The sequence below is a fragment of the Fusicatenibacter sp. genome, assembly GCF_977045365.1.
The window spans coordinates 21,186-41,969 of the sequence record NZ_CDRRUH010000022.1; the positions used below are offsets into that span (position 1 = coordinate 21,186).

Here is a 20,784-nt window from a genome sequence, read left to right on the forward strand (position 1 = left end):
TCAGATGAAAGTGGTATTTATGGGAACCCCGGATTTCTCCGTGGGAACACTTGAGGCGCTCGTGGAGGCCGGTTATGAGATCACAGGCGTTGTGACCCAGCCGGACAAACCGAAGGGCCGCGGAAAACAGATGATGCCGACACCGGTGAAAGAGGCAGCCGAAAAACACGGCCTTCCGGTCTATCAGCCGCGCCGCGTGCGGGATGCAGAGGCGATCGAGGAGATCCGGAAAATGGAGCCGGATGTGATCGTTGTCGTTGCTTTCGGCCAGATTATCCCGAAAGAGATTCTGGACATGCCGAAATACGGATGCATCAACGTTCATGCCTCCCTGCTTCCGGCTTACCGCGGAGCAGCGCCGATCCAGTGGGCTGTCATGAACGGCGATGAAGTGAGCGGCGTGACCATCATGAAGATGGACGAAGGCCTCGACACCGGCGATATGCTGACAAAAGTGGAAGTTCCGCTTGCGGCAGATGAGACCGGCGGCAGTCTCTTCGACAAGCTCGCCGCAGCCGGAGCAAAACTTCTGGTGGAGACCCTTCCGAAACTGGAAAAAGGCGAAGTGACACCGGAAAAACAGCCGGCGGAGAGTACGACAGAGTATGCGCGGATGATCAAAAAAGAAGACGGAAAGATCGACTGGACGAAGAGCGCCGTTGAGATCGAGCGTCAGATCCGTGCGATGAGTCCGTGGCCGAGCGCGTTTACAAAAGTAAACGGAAAGAACCTGAAAATCTGGGATGCCAAGGTCATTGCCATGTTCGGCGGCGATCTGTTCTCGAAAATTCCGGGACAGAATCCGACGAAGAGTGCCGGAAAAGTCTGGGTGGCAGACGAGACCGGCCTTCACGTAAAGACAGGAGACGGCATTCTGGTAATCGAAGAGCTGCAGCTCGAAGGAAAGAAACGGATGAAAACCGCCGATTTCCTGCGCGGCTATGCGATCGAGCCGGGTACCAGACTTGGCGAATAAAAGAGAAAAAGCAACCTGAAGTTGAGGCGGGGAACTGCACAGCGGCGTGATGGCTGCTGTGCCTGAGAAAAAGGAGAAAAACGATATGGGACTTTTTTATGACAGTACGTATCTGCTGGTGATTCTTGCCGCACTGATTTCCATGGCGGTATCCGCCCGCATGAACACGATTTTCAGCAAATATCAGACCGTCCGCTCGTACAGCGGCATGACGGGACGCGAAGCGGCGATGCGCATTCTGCATCAGGCCGGCATCTACGATGTGACCGTCCGCCACGTATCCGGTAAACTGACCGACCACTATGATCCGCGGACAAAAACCGTGAATTTATCCGATGCGGTTTACGATTCGACCTCAGTTGCGGCGATCGGCGTCGCAGCGCATGAGTGCGGCCATGCCGTACAGCACAATACGGATTACGTGCCGCTGAAAGTAAGAAGCGCCATTGTTCCGGCAGCGAACTTAGGATCCCAGCTTTTCTGGCCGCTGTTCCTGATCGGACTGATTTTCAGCCTTCCGATGCTGGTGAAAGCCGGTATATGGCTGTTTGTGCTGGCACTGGCATTCCAGGTGGTAACACTTCCGGTCGAGTTCGATGCGTCGAGAAGAGCATTAAAAATGCTCAGTGAGGGCGGTATGGTGACAGAGACGGAACACGACGGAGTTAAGAAAGTACTCTGGGCTGCAGCCATGACATACGTGGCAGCGGTAATCGGTTCCCTGCTGCAGCTGCTCCGGCTGCTGATTTTATCCGGAGCATTTAGGAGAAATGATGACTGATACAATCAATACAAGAGAGCTGATTATGAACATTCTGCTTGAGATGGACAGGGAGAAAACGCCCTGCCATCTTGCTGTCCGGGATGCCCTCGATAAATACCAGTTCCTGCCGCGGCAGGATCGTGCGTTTATCAAGCGGGTCTGCGAGGGAACCGTGGAATACGGCATCCAGAATGACTATATCATCAATCAGTATTCCAAAATCAAGATCAACAAATGCAAGCCGGTGATCCGTGCGATCTTACGGATGTCGGTGTACCAGATCCGTTTTCTTGACGCGGTGCCGGATTCGGCGGTCGTCAATGAGGCGGTGAAACTGGCGGAAAAGAAGCATTTTTACAACTTAAAGGGCTTTGTCAACGGCGTTCTGCGCACGATCGTGCGGGAGAAAGATTATCTGCCGATGCCGAAGGAGAACAATACTACGCAGTATCTTTCCGTGAAATACTCCATGCCGGAATTTCTGGTTGAGGAGTTCGTATCCCAGTACGGAAAAGAAACGGCGGAAACGATGATGGCGGATTTCCTGAAAGAAAAACAGGTGACGATCCGTATCAACCGCTGGAACAATACGATCGAGGAGACGAAGAAAAGCCTGGAAAGCCAGGGGGCAGAGCTGGAAAAAGCGCCGTATCTTGGCGAGGCGTTCTATTTGAAAAACTTCGAGACGATCGCATCACTGAATGCCTTCCAGGAGGGCCGGTTCCAGATTCAGGATGTGAGCTCCATGATGGCGGCGCATCTGGCGGATCCCGCGCCGGGTGACCAGGTATTGGATCTCTGCGCGGCACCGGGCGGAAAGAGCCTCCACGCGGCAGATAAAATGAGAAATCAGGGCTGCGTGGAAGCGCGTGATCTCACCGGATACAAGGTGGATCTGATCCGGGAAAATGTGCAGAGAGCAGGTGTTTCCTGCGTCGTGCCGAAGGTAAAAGATGCGGAACAGCTCGATGAGGAATGGATCGGAAAAGCGGACGTTGTGATTGCGGACCTGCCGTGTACCGGATACGGCGTCATCGGCAGAAAGCCGGACATCAAATATTACGCTTCAAAAGAAAAAGAAGAAGAGCTGGTACGGATTCAGCGGGCAATCCTTGCAAATGCCGCAGCGTACGTAAAACCGGGCGGCACACTGCTGTACAGCACGTGTACCGTCAACAGAAAAGAAAACGGCGAGAATGCCGCATGGTTTCTGGAACAGTTCCCGTTTGAAGCAGTCAGCCTGGATGAACTGCTGCCGGACGAGCTGAAAAGCGGAGAAACGGCCAAAGGACAGCTGCAGCTGATTCCGGGTGTACACAAGACAGACGGATTTTTCCTTGCAAAATTCCGGAAAAAAGAGGAGGGACAGGCGTAAACGATGGATATTAAATCAATGACCTTAGACGAATTAAAAGACGCCTGTCAGCAGATGGGAGAAAAGCCGTTCCGTGCCAAACAGTTATACGACTGGATGCATCACCGGCTGGCGGGCAGCTACGATGAGATGACGAATCTTTCGCTTGCCTTCCGGGAAAAATTAAAGGAACAGTATCCGCTCACCTGCCTCGAAAAAGTGCAGGTGCAGGAGTCCAAAATCGACGGAACGAGAAAATACCTGTTCCGCCTCGCAGACGGCAACGTGATTGAGAGCGTCTGGATGAAGTACCACCACGGAAATTCTGTCTGTATCTCATCCCAGGTCGGCTGCCGGATGGGCTGCCGCTTCTGTGCATCGACGATCGGCGGACTCGTGCGGGGGCTGACCCCATCGGAAATGCTTGACCAGATTTACCGGATCCAGGAAGACACCGGGGAGCGGGTCTCCAATCTGGTTGTCATGGGAACAGGTGAGCCGATGGACAACTACGACAATTTCGTGCGCTTCGTGCGGTTGCTTTCGAGCCCCGAGGGACTCAACATCAGCCAGCGGAATATCACTGTTTCCACCTGCGGAATCGTGCCGAATATGTACAAATTGGCAGATGAGGGACTCCAGATCACCCTGGCACTTTCCCTCCATGCGCCGAACGATGAAAAGCGCCGCGAGCTGATGCCGATTGCCAATAAATATTCCATTGATGAAATTCTTGATGCGTGCCGCAATTACTTTGCAAAAACAGGTCGCAGGATTACATTTGAATACTCTCTCGTTGGCGGAAAAAATGACAGAGAGGCCGATGCAAAAGAGCTTTCCGCGCGGATTTCGGACATCAACTGCCACGTAAATCTGATCCCGGTCAACCCGATCAAAGAGCGCGATTATGTGAAATCAACGAAAAAAGTCGTAGAGAATTTCAAAAATAAACTTGAAAAATACGGAATTAATGTTACTATTAGAAGGGAAATGGGCGCCGATATTGACGGAGCCTGTGGACAGTTAAGAAAAAGTTTTATCGATAAATCAAACGAACAGCCGTAAAAAGCGGCTGTCAATACAGGAGAAAAAGCATGAAGGTATTTTCTGCAACCGATATCGGACAGAAACGGACGATGAACCAGGATTTTGTGTTTGCCTCCGCCTCTCCGGTCGGAAACCTTCCGAACCTCTTTGTCGTTGCAGACGGCATGGGAGGCCATAACGCGGGCGACTTTGCTTCGCGTTACGGTGTTTCTGTACTGGTGGAATCTGTAAAAAGAGATACGAATTTCAACCCGGTGCGGATCATTCGGCATGGAATTGAAGCAGCAAACAGCCAGATTTTTGAGCAGGCAAAACGAGATATATCCATGGAAGGCATGGGTACGACGATGGTAGTAGCTACGGTTGTCGGCAACTATGCCTACGTTGCAAACGTAGGAGACAGCAGGCTGTATCTGGCAGCAGATGGCACGTTTGACCAGGTGACGCAGGACCATTCCCTGATCGCAGAGATGGTGCGCCTTGGAGAACTCACTCCCGAGCAGGCGCGGAATCACCCGGACAAAAACATTATTACCAGAGCAGTAGGCACACAGGATACCGTAAAGATTGATTTCTTTGACATTCAGCTTGAAGAGGGCAATCAATTGGTGATGTGCTCGGACGGTCTTTCCAACATGGTAACGGATGAGGAGATTTTCGAACTCATCTGCCGAGAAGACGGTGAGGACAAGGCGAAACGTTTAATTGATAAAGCAAATGCAAATGGCGGCAAAGACAATATCGCAGTCATTGTCGTTGAACCATTTACAAACGAGGTGAAAGAATGTTAAAAGAGGGCGTTATTTTAGGAGAACGATATGAGATCATAAGCCGGATCGGTTCCGGCGGTATGGCTGATGTCTACAAAGCAAAAGACCACAAGCTGAACCGCATGGTGGCCGTCAAGGTTTTAAAACCGGAATTCCGGGAGGATAAAACCTTTATCCGCAAGTTCCGCACGGAAGCACAGGCCGCAGCAGGACTGTCCCATCCGAATATTGTAAACGTGTACGATGTCGGGGAGGACCGCGGCGTTTACTATATCGTCATGGAGCTTGTCGAGGGAATTACTCTGAAGGATTACATTGACCGCAAAGGAAAACTGAGCGTAAAAGAGGCGACCAGCATCGCCATTCAGGTTTCCCTTGGTCTTGAAGCAGCACACAACCGCAATATTGTACACCGCGATGTCAAACCGCAGAACATCATCATTTCCACAGACGGAAAAGTAAAACTTTCCGACTTTGGTATTGCAAAGGCAACTTCTTCCAATACGATCAGTTCGAACGTTATGGGAAGCGTACATTACAGCTCTCCGGAGCAGGTGCGCGGCGGATATTCGGACTATAAGAGTGATATCTATTCCCTTGGTATCACCATGTACGAGATGGTAACCGGAAGAGTGCCGTTTGACGGCGACACCACCGTTGCCATCGCAATCAAGCATCTGCAGGAGGAGATTGAATCTCCATCCAAATATACCCCGAACCTTCCGTTCGCACTGGAGCAGATCATCTTAAAATGTACCCAGAAGAGCCCGGACCGCCGTTACAACAACATGGCGGAGCTGATCGATGACCTGAAGCATTCGCTGATGGAGCCGCAGGGCAATTTCGTAAAAGTGACTCCGTTAAGCTCCCACGCCGAGACCGTTATGGTATCCGCAGAGGAATTAAGCCAGATCCGTTCCGGCGCAGCAGCAAAAGCAAATGCGCAGACGACAGAGGAACCGGCCCGCAAGCGCTACAGCAAGATCGAGGATGAGGAAGAGGACGAAGATTACAGCTACGAGGACGAAGAAGACGAGGATGAGGAAGAAGACGAGGATGACCGCGATTCCTACGATGAGGAAGACGACGATTCCTACTACGACGATGAGGATGACGATGACAAAGCCGGAAACAAACTCGAGAAGATCATCACGATCGGCGGTTTTGCGATTGCAGCCATCATCATCTGCATGCTGATCTACTTTATCGCACAGGCAGCCGGCATTGTCGGCGGAAAAGGACCGACCGCAGCTTCTTCCGGTTCCGCATCATCTTCGAGCAGCACGGAAGTTGTTTCTTCCAGCAGCAAGGAAGAGGAAAAAGTAACCGTTCCGGATCTGTCCAACAAGACAGAGGCAGCTGCAACCGCACTGGCAAACAGCCTGAATCTTGGCGTAGTCAATGGCGGAACCGAGGCATCGGATGTCATTGAGGCAGGAAAGATCTGCCGCCAGGATCTGACACCGGGAACGAAAGTCGATAAAAATGCAACGATTACGTATTATGTAAGCTCCGGAAAAGAAACCGTAACGATTCCGACCGGCATTGTGGGAACACAGAAAGACGCTGCAAGCGCTGCTCTGACCCAGCTTGGACTTCAGGTTTCTACCACAGAGGATTTCAGCGATACGGTTGCCAAAGGATATGTAATTTCCGTTGATCCGGCCGAAGGAAGCCAGGTTGCACCGGGATCCACCGTTACCCTCGTTGTCAGCAAGGGATCACAGGATGCAGAAGAGATTGCAATCCGTGATGTTGTCGGTCTGGATGAGGAAACTGCAAAATCAATCCTGAGCGATTTCAATATCATTGTAAAAACAGGAACCAGCAGCCGGGTAGCTATCGGCGAGGTTATGGATGTAGATCCGGCAGTCGGAACAAAGGTAAAGAAAGGCTCTGACGTTACGATTTATGTCAACAGCCCGAGTACCGAGCCGACAACACCGGACGAAAATACCCCGACTCCGACTCCGGCAGAACCGGATGTGAACAACGGCACGGATGTTACCTGGTCCTGCAGCCAGACGTTAAGCGCACCGGAGCAGTATCAGGGCGGTATCGCCAAGATTGAGCTGATCCAGGAGGATGGAAGCGGAAATGAGAAGTCCGTCACGATCATGGACGGACAGGCCATCACTGGCTGGCCGTATTCTGTCAACACGAGCTGGAGCGCATCTTCCTCTGCTTCTGCGACAGGAAGAATCGTCTTCTACGAGATGGATTCCAGCGGAAGCTATCAGGCAATTGCACAGTATCCGTCTGTTCCGTTAAGCGAAGGTTGAGTATGACAGGAAAGATTATCAAAGGTATTGCCGGATTCTACTACGTAGACGTAGAAGAATCCGGCATTTATGAATGCAAAGCAAAAGGAATTTTCCGAAAAGAAGGCCAGAAGCCGCTCGTCGGCGATCTGGTGGAAATCGAAATTTTAGATGAGGCGGAAAAGACGGGAAATATGACCCGGATTCTGCCGCGGAAAAACGAGCTGATCCGCCCGGCGGTGGCAAACGTGGACCAGGCGCTTGTGATTTTTGCGCTGGAAAACCCGACACCGAATCTGACACTCCTCGACCGCTTTCTCGTTATGATGGAGCAGCAGAACATTCCGACGGCGATCTGTTTCAATAAAAAAGATCTCGCAGAGGCGGATTATACTGACCATCTGCGAAGCGTCTATGAGAACTGCGGTTACCGTGTCTTTACGGTGAGTGCAGCGAAAGAGCAGGGCATGCAGGAAGTGGAAGCATACCTGAAAGGGAAAACAACGGTGGTAGCCGGTCCGTCCGGCGTCGGAAAATCTTCGATCACAAACCGGATGCAGAAAGAAATCCAGATGGAGACCGGAGAGATCAGCAAAAAGCTGAAAAAAGGAAAACACACGACGCGCCATTCCCAAATGATCCCGATCGACCATGAGACGTATCTGTGCGATACGCCGGGGTTCAGCTCGCTTTATACAACCGATATGGAAAAAGAGGAGCTGAAAAACTTTTTCCCGGAATTTCATCCGTACGAAGGAAAATGCCGTTTCCTCGGCTGTATCCACGGAAAAGAGCCGGGCTGTGCCGTCAAAGAGGCACTGGAACAGGGAAATATCAGCAAAGAAAGATTTGAAAACTATACCATGTTCTATGAAGAACTGAAAGAACAGGAAAAGAGGAGATACTAGCATGAGCCGAGTATATCAGTTGGCACCTTCTATTTTATCCGCAGACTTCAACCGTCTCGGAGAACAGATCCAAAGGGTAGAGAAAGCAGAGTGCCGGTGGCTTCATATCGATATTATGGATGGAATGTTTGTACCATCCATTTCGTTTGGAATGCCGGTGGTAAAGTCGATCCGAAAAGAAAGCAGTCTGTATTTTGATGTTCATATGATGGTAAAGGACCCGGAGCGGTACGTAGAAGAATTTCAAAGCTGCGGGGCGGATATGATCACGGTTCACGCGGAGGCATGCCGCGATCTGGCAGAAACCGTGAAAAAGATTCATGAAACAGGCGCAGATGCCGGAGTTGCCGTAAATCCGGATACGCCGCTTTCTGCGGTTACGGACGTGATGGATCAGGTAGAAATGATTCTGATTATGAGCGTTTATCCTGGCTTCGGCGGCCAGAAGTATATCCCGGAGTCGACGGAGAGGATCCGTACGCTCCGCAGAATGCTGGATGAAAAGGGACTGGAGCATGTGCACATTCAGGTCGATGGCGGCATCAACCGCGCGACCATCGATGAAGTCCTTGCGGCAGGTGCCAACATCATCGTGGCAGGCTCTGCTGTATTTGGCAGCAACATCGAGCAGAACGTGCGCGAGCTGCAGGAAAAAATTTATTCATACAGCAAAAAGGCAGAATAAGACACAAAAAGACAGAAAAAAGAGGCAGGGAAACGTGAGAACATGTATTATTTCGGGAGGGATGATCGAACCGGATTTTGCCTTCCCATATCTTCAGAAACAGCAGTTTGATATTATCCTGGCAGCAGACCGGGGACTGGAGTTCTGCTACCATTACCAGATTATGCCGACGTATATTCTGGGAGATTTTGACAGTTTATCTCCGGAGATTTTAAATTATTACAAGGAGAACCATGTCGCACCGATCCGGGAATTTAATCCCATGAAGGACAATACGGACACGGACATCGCATTTCAGCAGGCGATTGTTCTGGGAAGCAGTGAAATCACGATCCTCGGAGCAACGGGGGGAAGACTCGACCATTTCTTAAGTATTGTGCAGAACCTGAAAACGGCATGGGAGAAGAAAATTCCGGCTTACATCGTGGACAGCCGCAATCTGATTACGATTCCGGTGGAAACTTCGTTTGAAATCCGGAAAGAAGAGCAGTTCGGAAAGTACGTTTCGTTCTTCCCGCTGGAAAAGGAAGTCACATCCATCACCCTGGAGGGCTTCGCCTACCCACTCGACCATCACTATCTGCCGAATACTTCGGGTGGTCTGTGCGTGAGCAATGAGATCGTCGAGGAGACCGCGCATGTATCGTACGAGGGCGGCATTCTTCTGATGGTACAGTCAAGAGATTAAAATCCATTGAAATCAAAGAGCCCGTGTGCTATAATTTATAGTTGCATTGGGCTCTTTTTGTGCATAAAAAGAACCCGAACAGAAAAAGAAGCGAAAAATAAAAACAAAGGAGATATAGATTACTATGAAATTAGGTATCGTGGGCCTTCCGAACGTCGGAAAAAGTACACTTTTCAATTCCCTGACCAAAGCAGGAGCAGAGAGCGCAAACTATCCGTTCTGTACCATTGACCCGAATGTCGGCATCGTGCCGGTTCCGGACAAGCGTCTGCAGCAGCTCGGAGATTTCTATCAGTCCAAGAAAGTAACACCGGCTGTCATCGAGTTCGTTGACATCGCAGGTCTTGTAAAAGGTGCATCCAAAGGAGAGGGACTTGGAAACCAGTTCCTTGCCAATATCCGTGAGGTAGACGCTATCGTTCACGTTGTCAGATGCTTCGAGGATCCGAACGTTATCCACGTAGACGGCAGCATTGATCCGCTCCGTGATATCGAGACCATCGATCTTGAGCTGATCTTCGCCGACCTTGAGGTACTCGAGCGCCGTATTTCCAAAACTGCAAAATCTGCAAGAATGGACAAAGAGGCAGCAAAAGAGCTCGAATTCCAGGAGCGTCTGAAAAAACTGCTCGAGGACGGAAAAGATGCCATCCTGATGGAGCTGCAGAACGAGGACGAGGAGAAATGGATCGCAGAATATAACCTGCTGACCAGCAAACCGGTCATCTACGCAGCAAACGTAGCAGAGGATGATCTCGCTGACGACGGTGCAAACAACTCCTATGTACAGTCCGTCCGCGAATATGCAAAAGAGCACAACAGCGAAGTATTCGTCATCTGCGCTGAGATCGAGGCAGAAATCTCCGAACTCGAAGAGGATGAGAAAAAAATGTTCCTGGAGGATCTTGGTCTTACCGAGTCCGGCCTGGAAAAACTGATCGCAGCAAGCTACCGTCTGCTCGGCCTCATGAGCTTCCTTACAGCAGGAGAGGATGAGACCCGTGCATGGACCATCAAAGTCGGAACAAAAGCACCGCAGGCAGCCGGAAAGATCCACACTGATTTCGAGCGCGGCTTCATCAAAGCCGAGGTTGTCAATTATCAGGATCTGCTCGACTGCGGTTCCTACGCAGGAGCAAGAGAGAAAGGCCTCGTTCGTATGGAAGGAAAAGAGTACGTTGTCCGCGACGGCGATGTCATCCTGTTCCGTTTCAACGTTTAACACCAGTAGACAATCAGAGAGAATAAAATCTATGGATATGGAAATTAATTTTCCCAATCTCGGGATTTATCTCGATCATGTGGGAAAAAACATCAGTATTTTCGGGCTTTCCATTGCCTATTACGGCATCGTGATCGTAACCGGTATGATGATTGCGATCTGGATTGCCCAAAGAGAGGCAAAGCGGACGGGGCAGAACCCGGAGCAGTACCTCGATCTTGCGATGATCGGCATCGCAGCCGGTATTCTCGGGGCGCGGATTTACTACGTTATATTTGCCTGGGACTATTATAAAGATGATCTTTTGAGCATTTTCAACATCCGCCAGGGCGGACTTGCCATCTACGGCGGCATCATCGGTGCCTGCATTGCGGTGGTGATCTACAGCAGAAAGAAGAAACAGAGCTTCGGCCTTCTGATGGATACCGCGAGCATGAGCATCGTGTTCGGCCAGATTATGGGACGGTGGGGAAACTTCTTTAACCGCGAGGCATTCGGTGACTACACTAACAACCTGTTTGCAATGCAGCTTCCGGTTTCCGCGGTCCGTGCCAATGAAATCACACAGAAAATGTGGGATCATGCGGTGACGGTAAACGGCGTCGAGTATATTCAGGTGCATCCCACCTTTTTATATGAAAGTTTATGGAATGTGGGTGTCCTGCTTTTTCTTTTCTGGTTCCGGAAAAGAAAAAAATTTAACGGCGAAGTGTTCCTGATGTATCTGATCGGATACGGCCTTGGAAGAATCTGGATCGAGGGACTCCGCACCGACCAGCTTCTGCTTCCGGTGGTGGGACTTCCGGTTTCCCAGCTCCTTTCGGGGTGCCTTGTGGCGGGATGTACCATCCTGGTGGTATGGAAACGAAAAAAATTATCATCCGGTGGGGAGACAGCCCATTCTTAAGGATAAAACCAGTGAAAAAAACAGAATAAAAATACAGAAAAAGGGAAAACCGGCAAAAAAGGTTTTCTCTTTTTTTAATACAAAATTGGTATAAAAAAGGCGGAAAATGCGCATAAAAATGTTGCATTTTGGGGAAAATCTTAAAAATGAAATAGAAAAAAGACCTTGCTATTTTCCATGAGTTGATATAGAATAAAAACATAAGTGGTAGAAAGTGGTGAAAAGTGGTGCGTTGTGGAGCGGATGTGGCAGTCCGGCTGCGGCGCGATACATGAAGTGGTGCGTGGGGAGACCGCCATTTCAGGTGATAAGAGGGTTTTCATTATGTTCATGGGAGAGTACAGTCATACGATTGACGCGAAGGGAAGATTGATCATACCGTCCAAGTTCAGGGAACAGCTGGGAGAAGAGTTCGTACTGACGAAGGGATTGGACGGATGCCTTTCCATTTACCCAAACGACGAATGGGCTGCCTTTGAAGAGAAGCTGAGAGCCTTACCACTTACAAACAAAAACGCCAGAACTTTTTCCCGTTTCTTTGTAGCAGGTGCTACGTCATGTGAACTGGACAAGCAGGGGAGGATTCTCGTACCGGCAACGCTGCGGGAATTTGCTGGTCTGGAAAAAGATGTAGTCCTTACCGGAAATATCAACCGGATCGAAATCTGGAGCAAGGAAAAATGGAACGAAAACAGCAATTATGATGATATGGATGCCATCGCCGAATCAATGGAAGAGATGGGCATTGTGATCTGATCTGTTTCGTTGGGATACAGGAGATGACCATGGAATTTTCGCATACATCAGTATTACTGAATGAAACCATTGAAAACCTTAAGATAAAACCGGACGGAATCTACGTGGACGGGACGTTGGGAGGCGCTGGACATTCCAGTCATATATGTGAGCGCTTATCTGCCACGGGGAGATTAATAGGCATAGATCAGGACGAAGCTGCGATAGCTGCTGCGGGTAAACGCCTGGAACCATTTCAGAACCAGGTCACGATTATCCGCAGCAATTATTGCGATATGGTTCCGCGTCTTGCCGAAATCGGAGTTACCGGGGTAGACGGAATCCTGCTGGATCTGGGAGTTTCATCCTATCAGCTGGATAATGCAGAGCGTGGATTCACATACCGTGAGGATGTTCCGCTGGATATGCGGATGGATCAGAGAAATGCTCTTTCCGCGTACGAAGTCGTGAACGATTACAGTGAAGAGAATCTTTCGCGTATTCTCCATGAATATGGAGAAGAGCGTTTTGCAAGAAAAATTGCACACAATATATGCGTAAGCCGGCAGCAGGCGCCGATTCGAACAACTGGGGAGTTAATCGAAATCATCAAGCGCTCGATTCCGGCAAAAATAAGGGCGACGGGCGGCCATCCGGCCAAGAGAACCTTTCAGGCAATCCGTATCGAAGTGAACCAGGAACTTACCGTTCTGTCGGAGTCACTGGACGGCATGATTGATCTCTTAAATGACGGTGGAAGACTTTGTGTCATCACCTTTCATTCTCTGGAAGACCGTATCGTAAAAAACATTTTCAGAAAAAACGAGCATCCATGTACGTGTCCGCCGGAATTTCCGGTCTGCGTATGCGGAAAGAAGTCCAAGGGAACCGTAGTAACTCGGAAACCGATCCTGCCGGGAGAAGAGGAAATGGAAACAAATCCCCGTTCCAAGAGCGCAAAACTGCGCGTCTTTGAACGAAAAGTGTGACGGCTCGGCACGAAGGAGACAGAGAAGTTATGGCCAGACGGGCAGATGGAAGGGTAAATTCGACAGATAGAACGAAACGTTATACGCCAGATACGTTTGAGGACGGAAGTGCGGTACGGCGTCTTGCAGCACAGCCGCAGGAAGCACCAAAAGAAGCACGGCCTCTGAAACCGGGTGTGAGCAGCCAGACAAGAAGAAACCGGGCACGGGCGACACAGATCAGCGCGGGCTACGCTGTTTTTCTTGCCATTGTCTGCACACTGTGTATCGCGGCGTGTGTTGCGTATGTCAAGCTGCAGACCGTGGTTACCACGCAGGCGGAAGACATTACCGGCAAAGAAAAAGAATTGAGCGATCTGAAGGCGGACAATGACGCCTATTACAATACAACGGTTGCCTCCGAGGATCTTGAGGCAGTCAAAGAAGCAGCACAGAACCGGCTTGGCATGAAATATGCAGATGAGTCCCAGGTAATTTATTTCGATGATTCAGAAAACAGCTATGTGAGACAGTATCAGGATGTTCCGGATGCGAAATAGGTGAAAACGTGAGTAAACAGAAAAAAAATAAAAAACGAAGCGGGGCATTCCGGAGACGGAAGACAAGTGGGCGTATGAGCAGAAAACTGGTAGCACTCTTTTTGGGAGTGATGCTGGTTTTTGTTGCTTTAGCGATTGACATTACGTATGTGAATGCCACAAAGGGAGAAAAATACGAAAGACAGGTTTTAAGCCAGACGCAGCAGTCCTACGACAGCAGGACAATTCCATTCCAGCGGGGAAGTATCACCGACCGGAACGGAACGATTCTGGCAACGAGTGAGAAGGTTTACAACGTCATTCTTGACTGTAAACTTGCCAATACGACGGTAAAAGATGAAGAAAAAAACGATACCCATCCGTACGTCGATCCGACCGTAGCAGCACTGGTCGAATACTTCGGACTCGATGAGACGGATATCCGGGATCGTCTGACCGGCGAAACGACAAAAGAAAGCCAGTACCAGGTTATCGCCAGAGGGGTCTCGATGGACGCGAAAAAAGCGTTTGAGGCCTATGTGGACGAGTACGCGGACAAAAAGAACAAGGAGCTCGATGAGAACGAGCAGGCGGAAAAAGCATACCGTGCCAACATCCGCGGCGTCTGGTTCGAGGAAGCCTACCACAGAACGTATCCGTTAAATTCACTTGCCTGCGATCTGATCGGCTTTACGTATTCAGGAGACACGGCAGACTGGGGAATCGAAGGGTATTATTCCAGTATCTTAAATGGCGTGAATGGCCGTCAGTTCGGCTATTACAACGAAGATGCGGATATGGAACAGACGATCATCGAGGCACAGCCGGGCAAAAACGTGGTTACGACGATTGATGTAAATATTCAGAAGATCATCCGCACGGCGATCGAGAATTACAATGAGCGGATTCATGTCCAGAACGGCGCGGACGAATCGGACACTGAGACGAACCGTCAGACAAAAGCAGCAAAGAATATCGGCGTTGTTGTGATGGATCCGAACAATGGAGAGATTCTTGGTATGGATTCTTCCGACTGGTATGACCTGAACAATCCAAGAGACCTGACACCGTTCTATTCGCAGGAAGAAATTGATGCGATGAACGATAACGAGACAATGGAGGCTTTGAGTGCCGTCTGGAAAAACTACTGTATTTCCGATGCATACGAGCCAGGTTCCACGGCAAAACCGATGAACATGGCGGCGGCATACTCCCTCGATGTGATCGATGATGATACCCTGTTTGACTGTGAGGGGTTTGAGACGATTGCAGGGCAGATGATCCGCTGCGGAGCTTATCCGGGAGCACATGGCGTACAGACACCGGCCGATGTACTGAAAAACTCCTGCAACGCCGGTATGATGCAGATCGGACAGAAGATGGGAGCAGCGGAATTTCTCCGCTATCAGGATATTTTCGGTTTCGGCAGTCTGACGGGAATTGACCTGCCGGGTGAGGCGTACGGCCTGGTTCACACGGAGGATACCATGGGACCGACCGAGCTTGCAACGAGTACATTCGGACAGGGCTACACCGTGACGATGGTACAGCAGGCAGCTGCGTTTTCCTCTCTGATCAACGGAGGCAATTATTACCAGCCGCATGTGATGAAGACGATCACGGACAGCACAGGAGCCGTTGTTGAGAGCAATGAGCCGAATCTGGTGCGTCAGACGGTTTCCGCGGAAATCAGCGATAAAATGAGAAGTTTCCTCCAGGGAGTCGTGACCGATGGAAGCGGCCAGAGTGCAAAGGTTGCCGGTTACACGATGGGAGGAAAAACAGGTACTGCACAGAAGTATCCGCGAGGCAATGGAAAATATCTCGTTTCCTTTATCGGATTTGCACCGGTAGAAAACCCGAAAGCTGTTGTTTACGCGATTGTGGACGAGCCGGATGTAGAAAATCAGGCGAACAGTGTGCTGGCACAGGAGATCGTAAAAGAGATTTACACAGAACTGCTGCCGTATTTGAACGTATTCCCGGATGATACGGACGGTGTGACGGGCGAAGGCTCCGAGGCAGGAACGGATGATCCAAACGTAGCGGCACCGGTACAGGGAGACGATACGGAAAACAGTGCTGAAAACAGCAATATCGAGAACGGCGGTCTGACAAACGCCGAGCTGGATCTCATCAATGAAGAGTAAAAAAACATAAAAAACAAAAGACATAACCCCATAGCAGTTTCCATATAGTGTTATCATAATGGATTCGGCTATGGGGTATTCTATGCGTAAAAACAAAACGTATCACCGGAAAAAGACGGTTCTTCTGTGGGTACTCTGCATGGGAATGATGGTCGGACTTGCCGGGCGGCTGGTGTATCTGTGTGTGTTCCGGTCCGTCTATTATTCCGAGAAGGCGGATGATCTGCACGAGCGGGAGCGCGGGATCAAGGCGGCGCGCGGCCGGATTCTTGATGCAAACGGGGAAGTTCTCGCGGCAAACCGCACGGTCTGTACGATTTCCGTGATCCACAGCCAGATCGAGGAGCCGGAGGCGGTGACTGCGATGCTGGTAAAAGAGCTTGGAATTTCGGAGGAGACGGCGCGGAAACGCGTGGAGAAGCGGTCTTCAATCGAGCGTGTCAAGACGAATGTGGACAAGGAGACGGGTGATACCATCCGGTCGTACGGATACGCGGGGGTAAAAGTGGATGAGGATTTCAAGCGGTATTACCCCAAAGGGGAGCTGGCGTCGCGCGTTATCGGCTTCACCGGAGGCGATAATCAGGGCATCATCGGACTGGAAGTGGAATATGAGGAAATTTTAAAAGGCATCAACGGAAAAATCCTGACGACAACGGATGCGCGCGGGATTGAGCAGAACGGCATCGGGGAGAGCCGCCAGGAGCCGGTGGCGGGAAGGGACTTAAAGGTCAGCCTGGATGTCAATATCCAGGCGTACTGCCAGCAGGCAGCGGAAAAGGCGATGGCAGAAAAACAGGCGGACAGCGTCTCGATCCTTCTTATGAATCCGCAGAACGGAGAAATCTATGCCTGTGTCAATGTGCCGGAGTTCGACCTCAACGATCCGTTCACGCTGCAGCAGGATACAACGGGACTTTCGGAAAAAGAAATTCAGGATCTGCTGAACCAGATGTGGCGGAATGCCTGCATCAACGATACGTACGAGCCGGGATCTACCTTTAAGATCATCACGATGTCGGCGGGACTTTCGGAGGGCGTTGTGTCGCCGAACGATTCGTTTTTCTGCCCCGGCTACAAAATCGTGGAGGACCGCCGGATCCACTGCCACAAGCGGACGGGACATGGAGCCGAAAACTTCGTGCAGGGCGCGCAGAACTCGTGCAACCCGGTGTTCATTGAAGTGGGGCTGCGGCTCGGTGTGGAAAAGTTCTGTGATTACTTCCGGAATTTTGGTCTGATGGAAAAGACGGGGATCGATCTGCCGGGCGAGGCATCGACGATTATGCACAAGGAGGAAAACATCGGAGAGGTTGAGCTTGCGACGATGGCATTCGGCCAGTCCTTCCAGATCACGCCGATCCGCCTGGCGGCGACGGTCTCTGCGCTCGTCAACGGCGGAAAAATGGTGACGCCGCATGTCGCAACGGATGTGCTCGATGAAGAAGGAAATGTCGTAAAGCATCTGAAATTTCCGGAAAAAGAAGGGGTTCTTTCGGAAGAAACTTCCAGGACGGTGCGGGAAATTCTGGAAAGCGTCGTTTCGGAAGGGTCTGGAAAGAATGCGTACCTCGAGGGATATTCCATCGGCGGGAAGACGGCAACCTCGCAGACACTTCCGCGGAGCGCCAACCGCTATATTTCCTCATTCCTCGGCTTCACCCCGGCGGAGCATCCGACGGTGCTGGGGCTTTGCATTATCCGCAATCCGCAGGGCGTCTACTACGGCGGAACGATCTGCGCGCCGGTGATCCGCGATATCTTTTCCAATGTACTGCCATATTTAGGGATTACAAAAGAAGGTTGCGAAACAGAACAAAAAGCTATATACTGAATAGGCTGGAGAAAATATTTTGACATGCCTGTTCCGTACACAATCCGTACAAAAAGGAAGAGGTGCGTCTATGAAAAGAGAAATGATCCTGCCGGTTCTTCTTTCCTTTGGCATCAGCCTGGCGCTGGGGCCGGTTCTGATCCCGTTTCTGCGAAAAGTCAAAGCGGGGCAGAAGGAGCGGGAAGAGGGTGTGCCGAGCCACCAGAAAAAAGCGGGAACCCCGACGATGGGCGGCGTGATGTTTCTGTCGGCGTTTACCGCAGTTTCCCTCCTTTTCCGGAAAGAGGGAGCGGAAGTGATTCCGGTGCTGTTTCTGACGCTTGGTTTTGGCCTGATCGGCTTTCTCGATGACTATCTGAAAGTCGTGCTGCACCGCAGCGACGGGCTGTACCCGAAGCAGAAAATGGCATTGCAGGCAGTGATCACAGCAGTCTTTCTGTGGTATCTGGCGCGTTTTTCCGGAATTTCCCTCCGGATGCGCATTCCGTTCCTTCCAGGCAAAGAGCTGGACGCAGGGATTTTTACGATTCCGTTTCTCGCCTTTGTGATTCTTGGAACGGTCAACGGTGTCAACTTTACCGACGGGCTTGACGGGCTGGCGGCGAGTGTGACGATTTTAAATGCTGTTTTCTTTTCCGTGGCATCGATCGGCCTCGGAAACGGTGTTTCCCCGTCCTCGCTTGCGGTTATCGGGAGTCTGCTGGGGTTTCTGGTATTCAATGTATTTCCTGCCCGCGTCTTTATGGGCGATACCGGAAGTCTGGCGCTCGGCGGTTTTGTCTCGGGAATGGCGTGTTTCTTACGTCTCCCCTTATTTCTGCCGCTTGTGGGATTCATTTATATGATGGAGATTCTCTCCGTGATCCTGCAGGTGTCGTTTTTTAAGCTGACGAAGGGAAAGCGGATCTTCAAGATGACGCCGATCCATCACCATTTCGAGCTGATGGGCTGGTCGGAGACACAGATTGTGACAGTGTTTGCTACAATCACAGCGATATTATGCCTGATCGCATTGATGGGGCTTTAAAATATGGAGGTAATCAAACATGATTTTCGCAGGAAAAAAAGTACTGGTTTTCGGAACCGGAAAGAGTGGAATTGCAGCGGAGGATCTGCTGCACAAAAAAGGTGCTTCTGTCGTTCTCTACGATGGAAATGACAAACTCGAAAAAGAAGAAATCTTAAAAAAATTAGAGAGCCGTGACAGCGTGGAAGTTGTCTTAGGCGAGCTCCCGGAGGAGATGCTCGACAGCCTTGATCTTGTCGTTTTAAGCCCTGGCGTTCCGACGGATCTGCCGGTTGTCCTTAAAATGAAAGAAAAGGAGATCCCGGTCATCGGTGAGGTGGAGCTGGCGTATCAGGTAAGCCGCGGAAAAGTGCTTGCGATCACCGGTACCAACGGAAAAACCACCACAACATCGCTGCTCGGCGAGATCATGAAAGCATATCAGCCGGAAGTAAAAGTGGTCGGAAACATCGGAACCCCGTACACATCCGCAGCACTCGACACGACAGATGATACCGTAACGGTTGCCGAGATCAGCAGCTTCCAGCTGGAAACCATCAAAGAGTTCCACCCGGCGGCAAGTGCGATCACAAACATTACCGAGGATCATCTGAACCGCCATCATACGATGGAAGAGTATATCCGCGTGAAAGAGTGTATCACCGAAAATCAGACGATGGATGATCTCTGTGTACTGAATTATGAGGACGAAATCCTGCGCCCGTTCGGCGAAAAGCTGATGGCAGAGAAGAAAGTACAGGTGATGTACTTCTCGAGTCTGCGTGCGTTAAAGGACGGCATCTATTATCAGGACGGCGAAATCCGCATTGCAAAGAACGGCGCGACGGAGCTTCTGACCAGAACCGACGACTTAAAGCTGCTCGGCTTACATAATTTTGAAAACGTCATGGTTGCTTCTGCGATGGCACTTCATGCAGGCGTGCCGATGGAAACTGTCCGCAAAGTCATTCAGGAGTTTGCAGGGGTAGAGCACCGCATCGAGTATGTCTGCGAGAAGGACGGCGTGGCATATTACAACGATTCCAAGGGAACGAATCCGGATGCGGCCATCAAAGGCATCCAGGCGATGAACCGCCCGACTCTGCTGATCGGCGGCGGCTACGACAAGCAGTCCACCTACGAAGAGTGGATTCAGGCATTCGATGGAAAGGTACGCTTCCTGGTTCTGATCGGAGATACGAAAGAGAAGATCGAAAAAGCGGCAAGAAGCGTCGGATTCAACGACATTATCATGGCAGACAACTTAAAAGAAGCCGTACAGATCTGCCACGACAAGGCAAATGCAGGGGATGCCGTTCTTCTTTCCCCGGCCTGCGCAAGCTGGGATCAGTTTAAGAGCTATGAGCAGCGCGGTGAGCTGTTTAAGGAGTACGTAAGAACACTGTAAAAAGGTCATATCAGGAAAATATCCCGCATAAGCTGAAAAAGAGCGAACGGCGGGTGTGGCGCGGATGCAGAAGGAAAAAGAGAAAAAAATAGATGGAACGCTGCTGGTGACGGTATGGATTCTGCTGGGTCTTGGCCTTGTGATTCTGTACAGCGCCAGCGCGTATAACGGCCGGGTCAGATTCCATGACCCGGCTTATTATTTCAAAAAGCAGCTCTTTGCGAGTGCACTCGGTGTGATCGGTATGTATGCGGTCGCAAAGATGGATTACCGGCGGCTGTTTGCACTGGCACCATGGTTTTATGCGGCTTCCCTTGCACTCTCGACGGCGGTGCTCTTTTTCGGAAGTGAGTACAACGGCTCGAAGCGGTGGTTAAAGCTTGGCCCCTTATCGTTCCAGCCCTCGGAATTTGCCAAGATGGCGGTGATTCTCTTCCTGCCCTGGGTGATGGAGCGCACGAAAGGCCGGTTCGACAGTCTCTGGTTTATGGCAAAGGCGGTGCTGTGCACCCTGCCGATTGCAGCGCTTGTCGGAAGCAATAACTTAAGTACGGCGATTATTC

General features: G+C 50.7%; 19 protein-coding genes. All 19 read left to right on the forward strand.

Features of this window, described 5'->3' with window-relative positions; genetic code table 11:
- The first annotated feature begins 4 nt into the window (after positions 1 to 4).
- The gene (gene fmt, locus ACY2VW_RS06825; protein ID WP_461877513.1) at positions 5 to 976 is read left to right on the forward strand and encodes a methionyl-tRNA formyltransferase; all 972 of its coding nucleotides are present in this window, start codon (positions 5 to 7) and stop codon (positions 974 to 976) included.
- A gap of 85 nt (positions 977 to 1,061) precedes the next feature.
- Positions 1,062 to 1,757, forward strand: a complete 696-nt coding sequence (locus ACY2VW_RS06830; RefSeq protein WP_022463149.1) for a zinc metallopeptidase — start codon at positions 1,062 to 1,064, stop codon at positions 1,755 to 1,757.
- A complete protein-coding gene (gene rsmB / locus ACY2VW_RS06835) occupies positions 1,750 to 3,114 on the forward strand; it encodes a 16S rRNA (cytosine(967)-C(5))-methyltransferase RsmB (protein WP_461877528.1) in 1,365 nt (454 codons plus the stop codon). Before ACY2VW_RS06830 ends, rsmB begins: the two co-directional genes overlap by 8 nt.
- A gap of 3 nt (positions 3,115 to 3,117) precedes the next feature.
- A complete protein-coding gene (gene rlmN / locus ACY2VW_RS06840) occupies positions 3,118 to 4,158 on the forward strand; it encodes a dual-specificity RNA methyltransferase RlmN (RefSeq protein ID WP_461874160.1) in 1,041 nt (346 codons plus the stop codon).
- Positions 4,159 to 4,187: 29 nt separating this feature from the next.
- The gene (locus tag ACY2VW_RS06845; RefSeq protein ID WP_461874161.1) at positions 4,188 to 4,931 is read left to right on the forward strand and encodes a Stp1/IreP family PP2C-type Ser/Thr phosphatase; all 744 of its coding nucleotides are present in this window, start codon (positions 4,188 to 4,190) and stop codon (positions 4,929 to 4,931) included.
- On the forward strand, positions 4,925 to 7,192 hold the full coding sequence (gene pknB / locus ACY2VW_RS06850; protein WP_461877515.1) for a Stk1 family PASTA domain-containing Ser/Thr kinase: 2,268 nt from the start codon (positions 4,925 to 4,927) through the stop codon (positions 7,190 to 7,192). Before ACY2VW_RS06845 ends, pknB begins: the two co-directional genes overlap by 7 nt.
- A gap of 2 nt (positions 7,193 to 7,194) precedes the next feature.
- On the forward strand, positions 7,195 to 8,079 hold the full coding sequence (rsgA, locus tag ACY2VW_RS06855) for a ribosome small subunit-dependent GTPase A (RefSeq protein WP_461877516.1): 885 nt from the start codon (positions 7,195 to 7,197) through the stop codon (positions 8,077 to 8,079).
- Position 8,080: 1 nt separating this feature from the next.
- A complete protein-coding gene (gene rpe, locus ACY2VW_RS06860) occupies positions 8,081 to 8,764 on the forward strand; it encodes a ribulose-phosphate 3-epimerase (protein ID WP_461877518.1) in 684 nt (227 codons plus the stop codon).
- A 34-nt stretch (positions 8,765 to 8,798) separates the two neighbouring features.
- Positions 8,799 to 9,452, forward strand: a complete 654-nt coding sequence (locus ACY2VW_RS06865; RefSeq protein ID WP_461874165.1) for a thiamine diphosphokinase — start codon at positions 8,799 to 8,801, stop codon at positions 9,450 to 9,452.
- A 124-nt stretch (positions 9,453 to 9,576) separates the two neighbouring features.
- Positions 9,577 to 10,674: a redox-regulated ATPase YchF gene (gene ychF / locus ACY2VW_RS06870; protein ID WP_461874166.1), complete on the forward strand. Its 1,098-nt coding sequence runs from the start codon at positions 9,577 to 9,579 to the stop codon at positions 10,672 to 10,674.
- A 31-nt stretch (positions 10,675 to 10,705) separates the two neighbouring features.
- Positions 10,706 to 11,581, forward strand: coding sequence for a prolipoprotein diacylglyceryl transferase (gene lgt / locus ACY2VW_RS06875; protein WP_461877519.1), 876 nt, complete (start codon positions 10,706 to 10,708; stop codon positions 11,579 to 11,581).
- A gap of 324 nt (positions 11,582 to 11,905) precedes the next feature.
- The gene (gene mraZ, locus ACY2VW_RS06880) at positions 11,906 to 12,337 is read left to right on the forward strand and encodes a division/cell wall cluster transcriptional repressor MraZ (protein ID WP_022461070.1); all 432 of its coding nucleotides are present in this window, start codon (positions 11,906 to 11,908) and stop codon (positions 12,335 to 12,337) included.
- A gap of 29 nt (positions 12,338 to 12,366) precedes the next feature.
- Complete coding sequence (gene rsmH / locus ACY2VW_RS06885; protein WP_022461069.1) at positions 12,367 to 13,305, forward strand: 16S rRNA (cytosine(1402)-N(4))-methyltransferase RsmH; 939 nt, start codon at positions 12,367 to 12,369, stop codon at positions 13,303 to 13,305.
- Between the two features lie 29 nt (positions 13,306 to 13,334).
- Positions 13,335 to 13,844 (forward strand): hypothetical protein, encoded by a 510-nt coding sequence (locus tag ACY2VW_RS06890; RefSeq protein WP_461877521.1) that lies wholly within the window; start codon positions 13,335 to 13,337, stop codon positions 13,842 to 13,844.
- A gap of 74 nt (positions 13,845 to 13,918) precedes the next feature.
- Positions 13,919 to 15,973 carry a peptidoglycan D,D-transpeptidase FtsI family protein gene (locus ACY2VW_RS06895; RefSeq protein WP_461877522.1) on the forward strand — a complete coding sequence of 685 codons (2,055 nt, stop codon included), beginning with the start codon at positions 13,919 to 13,921 and terminating at the stop codon, positions 15,971 to 15,973.
- 82 nt (positions 15,974 to 16,055) lie between these two features.
- The gene (locus ACY2VW_RS06900) at positions 16,056 to 17,807 is read left to right on the forward strand and encodes a peptidoglycan D,D-transpeptidase FtsI family protein (RefSeq protein WP_461877523.1); all 1,752 of its coding nucleotides are present in this window, start codon (positions 16,056 to 16,058) and stop codon (positions 17,805 to 17,807) included.
- A gap of 70 nt (positions 17,808 to 17,877) precedes the next feature.
- Positions 17,878 to 18,834: a phospho-N-acetylmuramoyl-pentapeptide-transferase gene (mraY, locus tag ACY2VW_RS06905; protein WP_461877524.1), complete on the forward strand. Its 957-nt coding sequence runs from the start codon at positions 17,878 to 17,880 to the stop codon at positions 18,832 to 18,834.
- A gap of 19 nt (positions 18,835 to 18,853) precedes the next feature.
- The gene (gene murD, locus ACY2VW_RS06910; RefSeq protein WP_461877525.1) at positions 18,854 to 20,221 is read left to right on the forward strand and encodes a UDP-N-acetylmuramoyl-L-alanine--D-glutamate ligase; all 1,368 of its coding nucleotides are present in this window, start codon (positions 18,854 to 18,856) and stop codon (positions 20,219 to 20,221) included.
- A gap of 64 nt (positions 20,222 to 20,285) precedes the next feature.
- A partial coding sequence (locus tag ACY2VW_RS06915; protein WP_461877526.1) for an FtsW/RodA/SpoVE family cell cycle protein occupies positions 20,286 to 20,784 on the forward strand: 499 nt, incomplete at its 3' end.

Excerpts from the sequence above, each read along its gene's own strand:
- ychF (WP_461874166.1), top strand. The coding sequence starts at position 9,577 with ATGAAATTAGGTATCGTGGGCCTTCCGAACGTCGGAAAAAGTACACTT.
- ACY2VW_RS06895 (WP_461877522.1), top strand. The coding sequence starts at position 13,919 with ATGAGCAGAAAACTGGTAGCACTCTTTTTGGGAGTGATGCTGGTTTTT.
- ACY2VW_RS06830 (WP_022463149.1), top strand. The coding sequence starts at position 1,062 with ATGGGACTTTTTTATGACAGTACGTATCTGCTGGTGATTCTTGCCGCA.
- ACY2VW_RS06900 (WP_461877523.1), top strand. The coding sequence starts at position 16,056 with ATGCGTAAAAACAAAACGTATCACCGGAAAAAGACGGTTCTTCTGTGG.
- murD (WP_461877525.1), top strand. The coding sequence starts at position 18,854 with ATGATTTTCGCAGGAAAAAAAGTACTGGTTTTCGGAACCGGAAAGAGT.
- ACY2VW_RS06845 (WP_461874161.1), top strand. The coding sequence starts at position 4,188 with ATGAAGGTATTTTCTGCAACCGATATCGGACAGAAACGGACGATGAAC.
- lgt (WP_461877519.1), top strand. The coding sequence starts at position 10,706 with ATGGATATGGAAATTAATTTTCCCAATCTCGGGATTTATCTCGATCAT.
- ACY2VW_RS06890 (WP_461877521.1), top strand. The coding sequence starts at position 13,335 with ATGGCCAGACGGGCAGATGGAAGGGTAAATTCGACAGATAGAACGAAA.
- rsmH (WP_022461069.1), top strand. The coding sequence starts at position 12,367 with ATGGAATTTTCGCATACATCAGTATTACTGAATGAAACCATTGAAAAC.
- rsgA (WP_461877516.1), top strand. The coding sequence starts at position 7,195 with ATGACAGGAAAGATTATCAAAGGTATTGCCGGATTCTACTACGTAGAC.
- pknB (WP_461877515.1), top strand. The coding sequence starts at position 4,925 with ATGTTAAAAGAGGGCGTTATTTTAGGAGAACGATATGAGATCATAAGC.
- rpe (WP_461877518.1), top strand. The coding sequence starts at position 8,081 with ATGAGCCGAGTATATCAGTTGGCACCTTCTATTTTATCCGCAGACTTC.
- mraY (WP_461877524.1), top strand. The coding sequence starts at position 17,878 with ATGAAAAGAGAAATGATCCTGCCGGTTCTTCTTTCCTTTGGCATCAGC.
- mraZ (WP_022461070.1), top strand. The coding sequence starts at position 11,906 with ATGTTCATGGGAGAGTACAGTCATACGATTGACGCGAAGGGAAGATTG.
- rlmN (WP_461874160.1), top strand. The coding sequence starts at position 3,118 with ATGGATATTAAATCAATGACCTTAGACGAATTAAAAGACGCCTGTCAG.
- fmt (WP_461877513.1), top strand. The coding sequence starts at position 5 with ATGAAAGTGGTATTTATGGGAACCCCGGATTTCTCCGTGGGAACACTT.
- rsmB (WP_461877528.1), top strand. The coding sequence starts at position 1,750 with ATGACTGATACAATCAATACAAGAGAGCTGATTATGAACATTCTGCTT.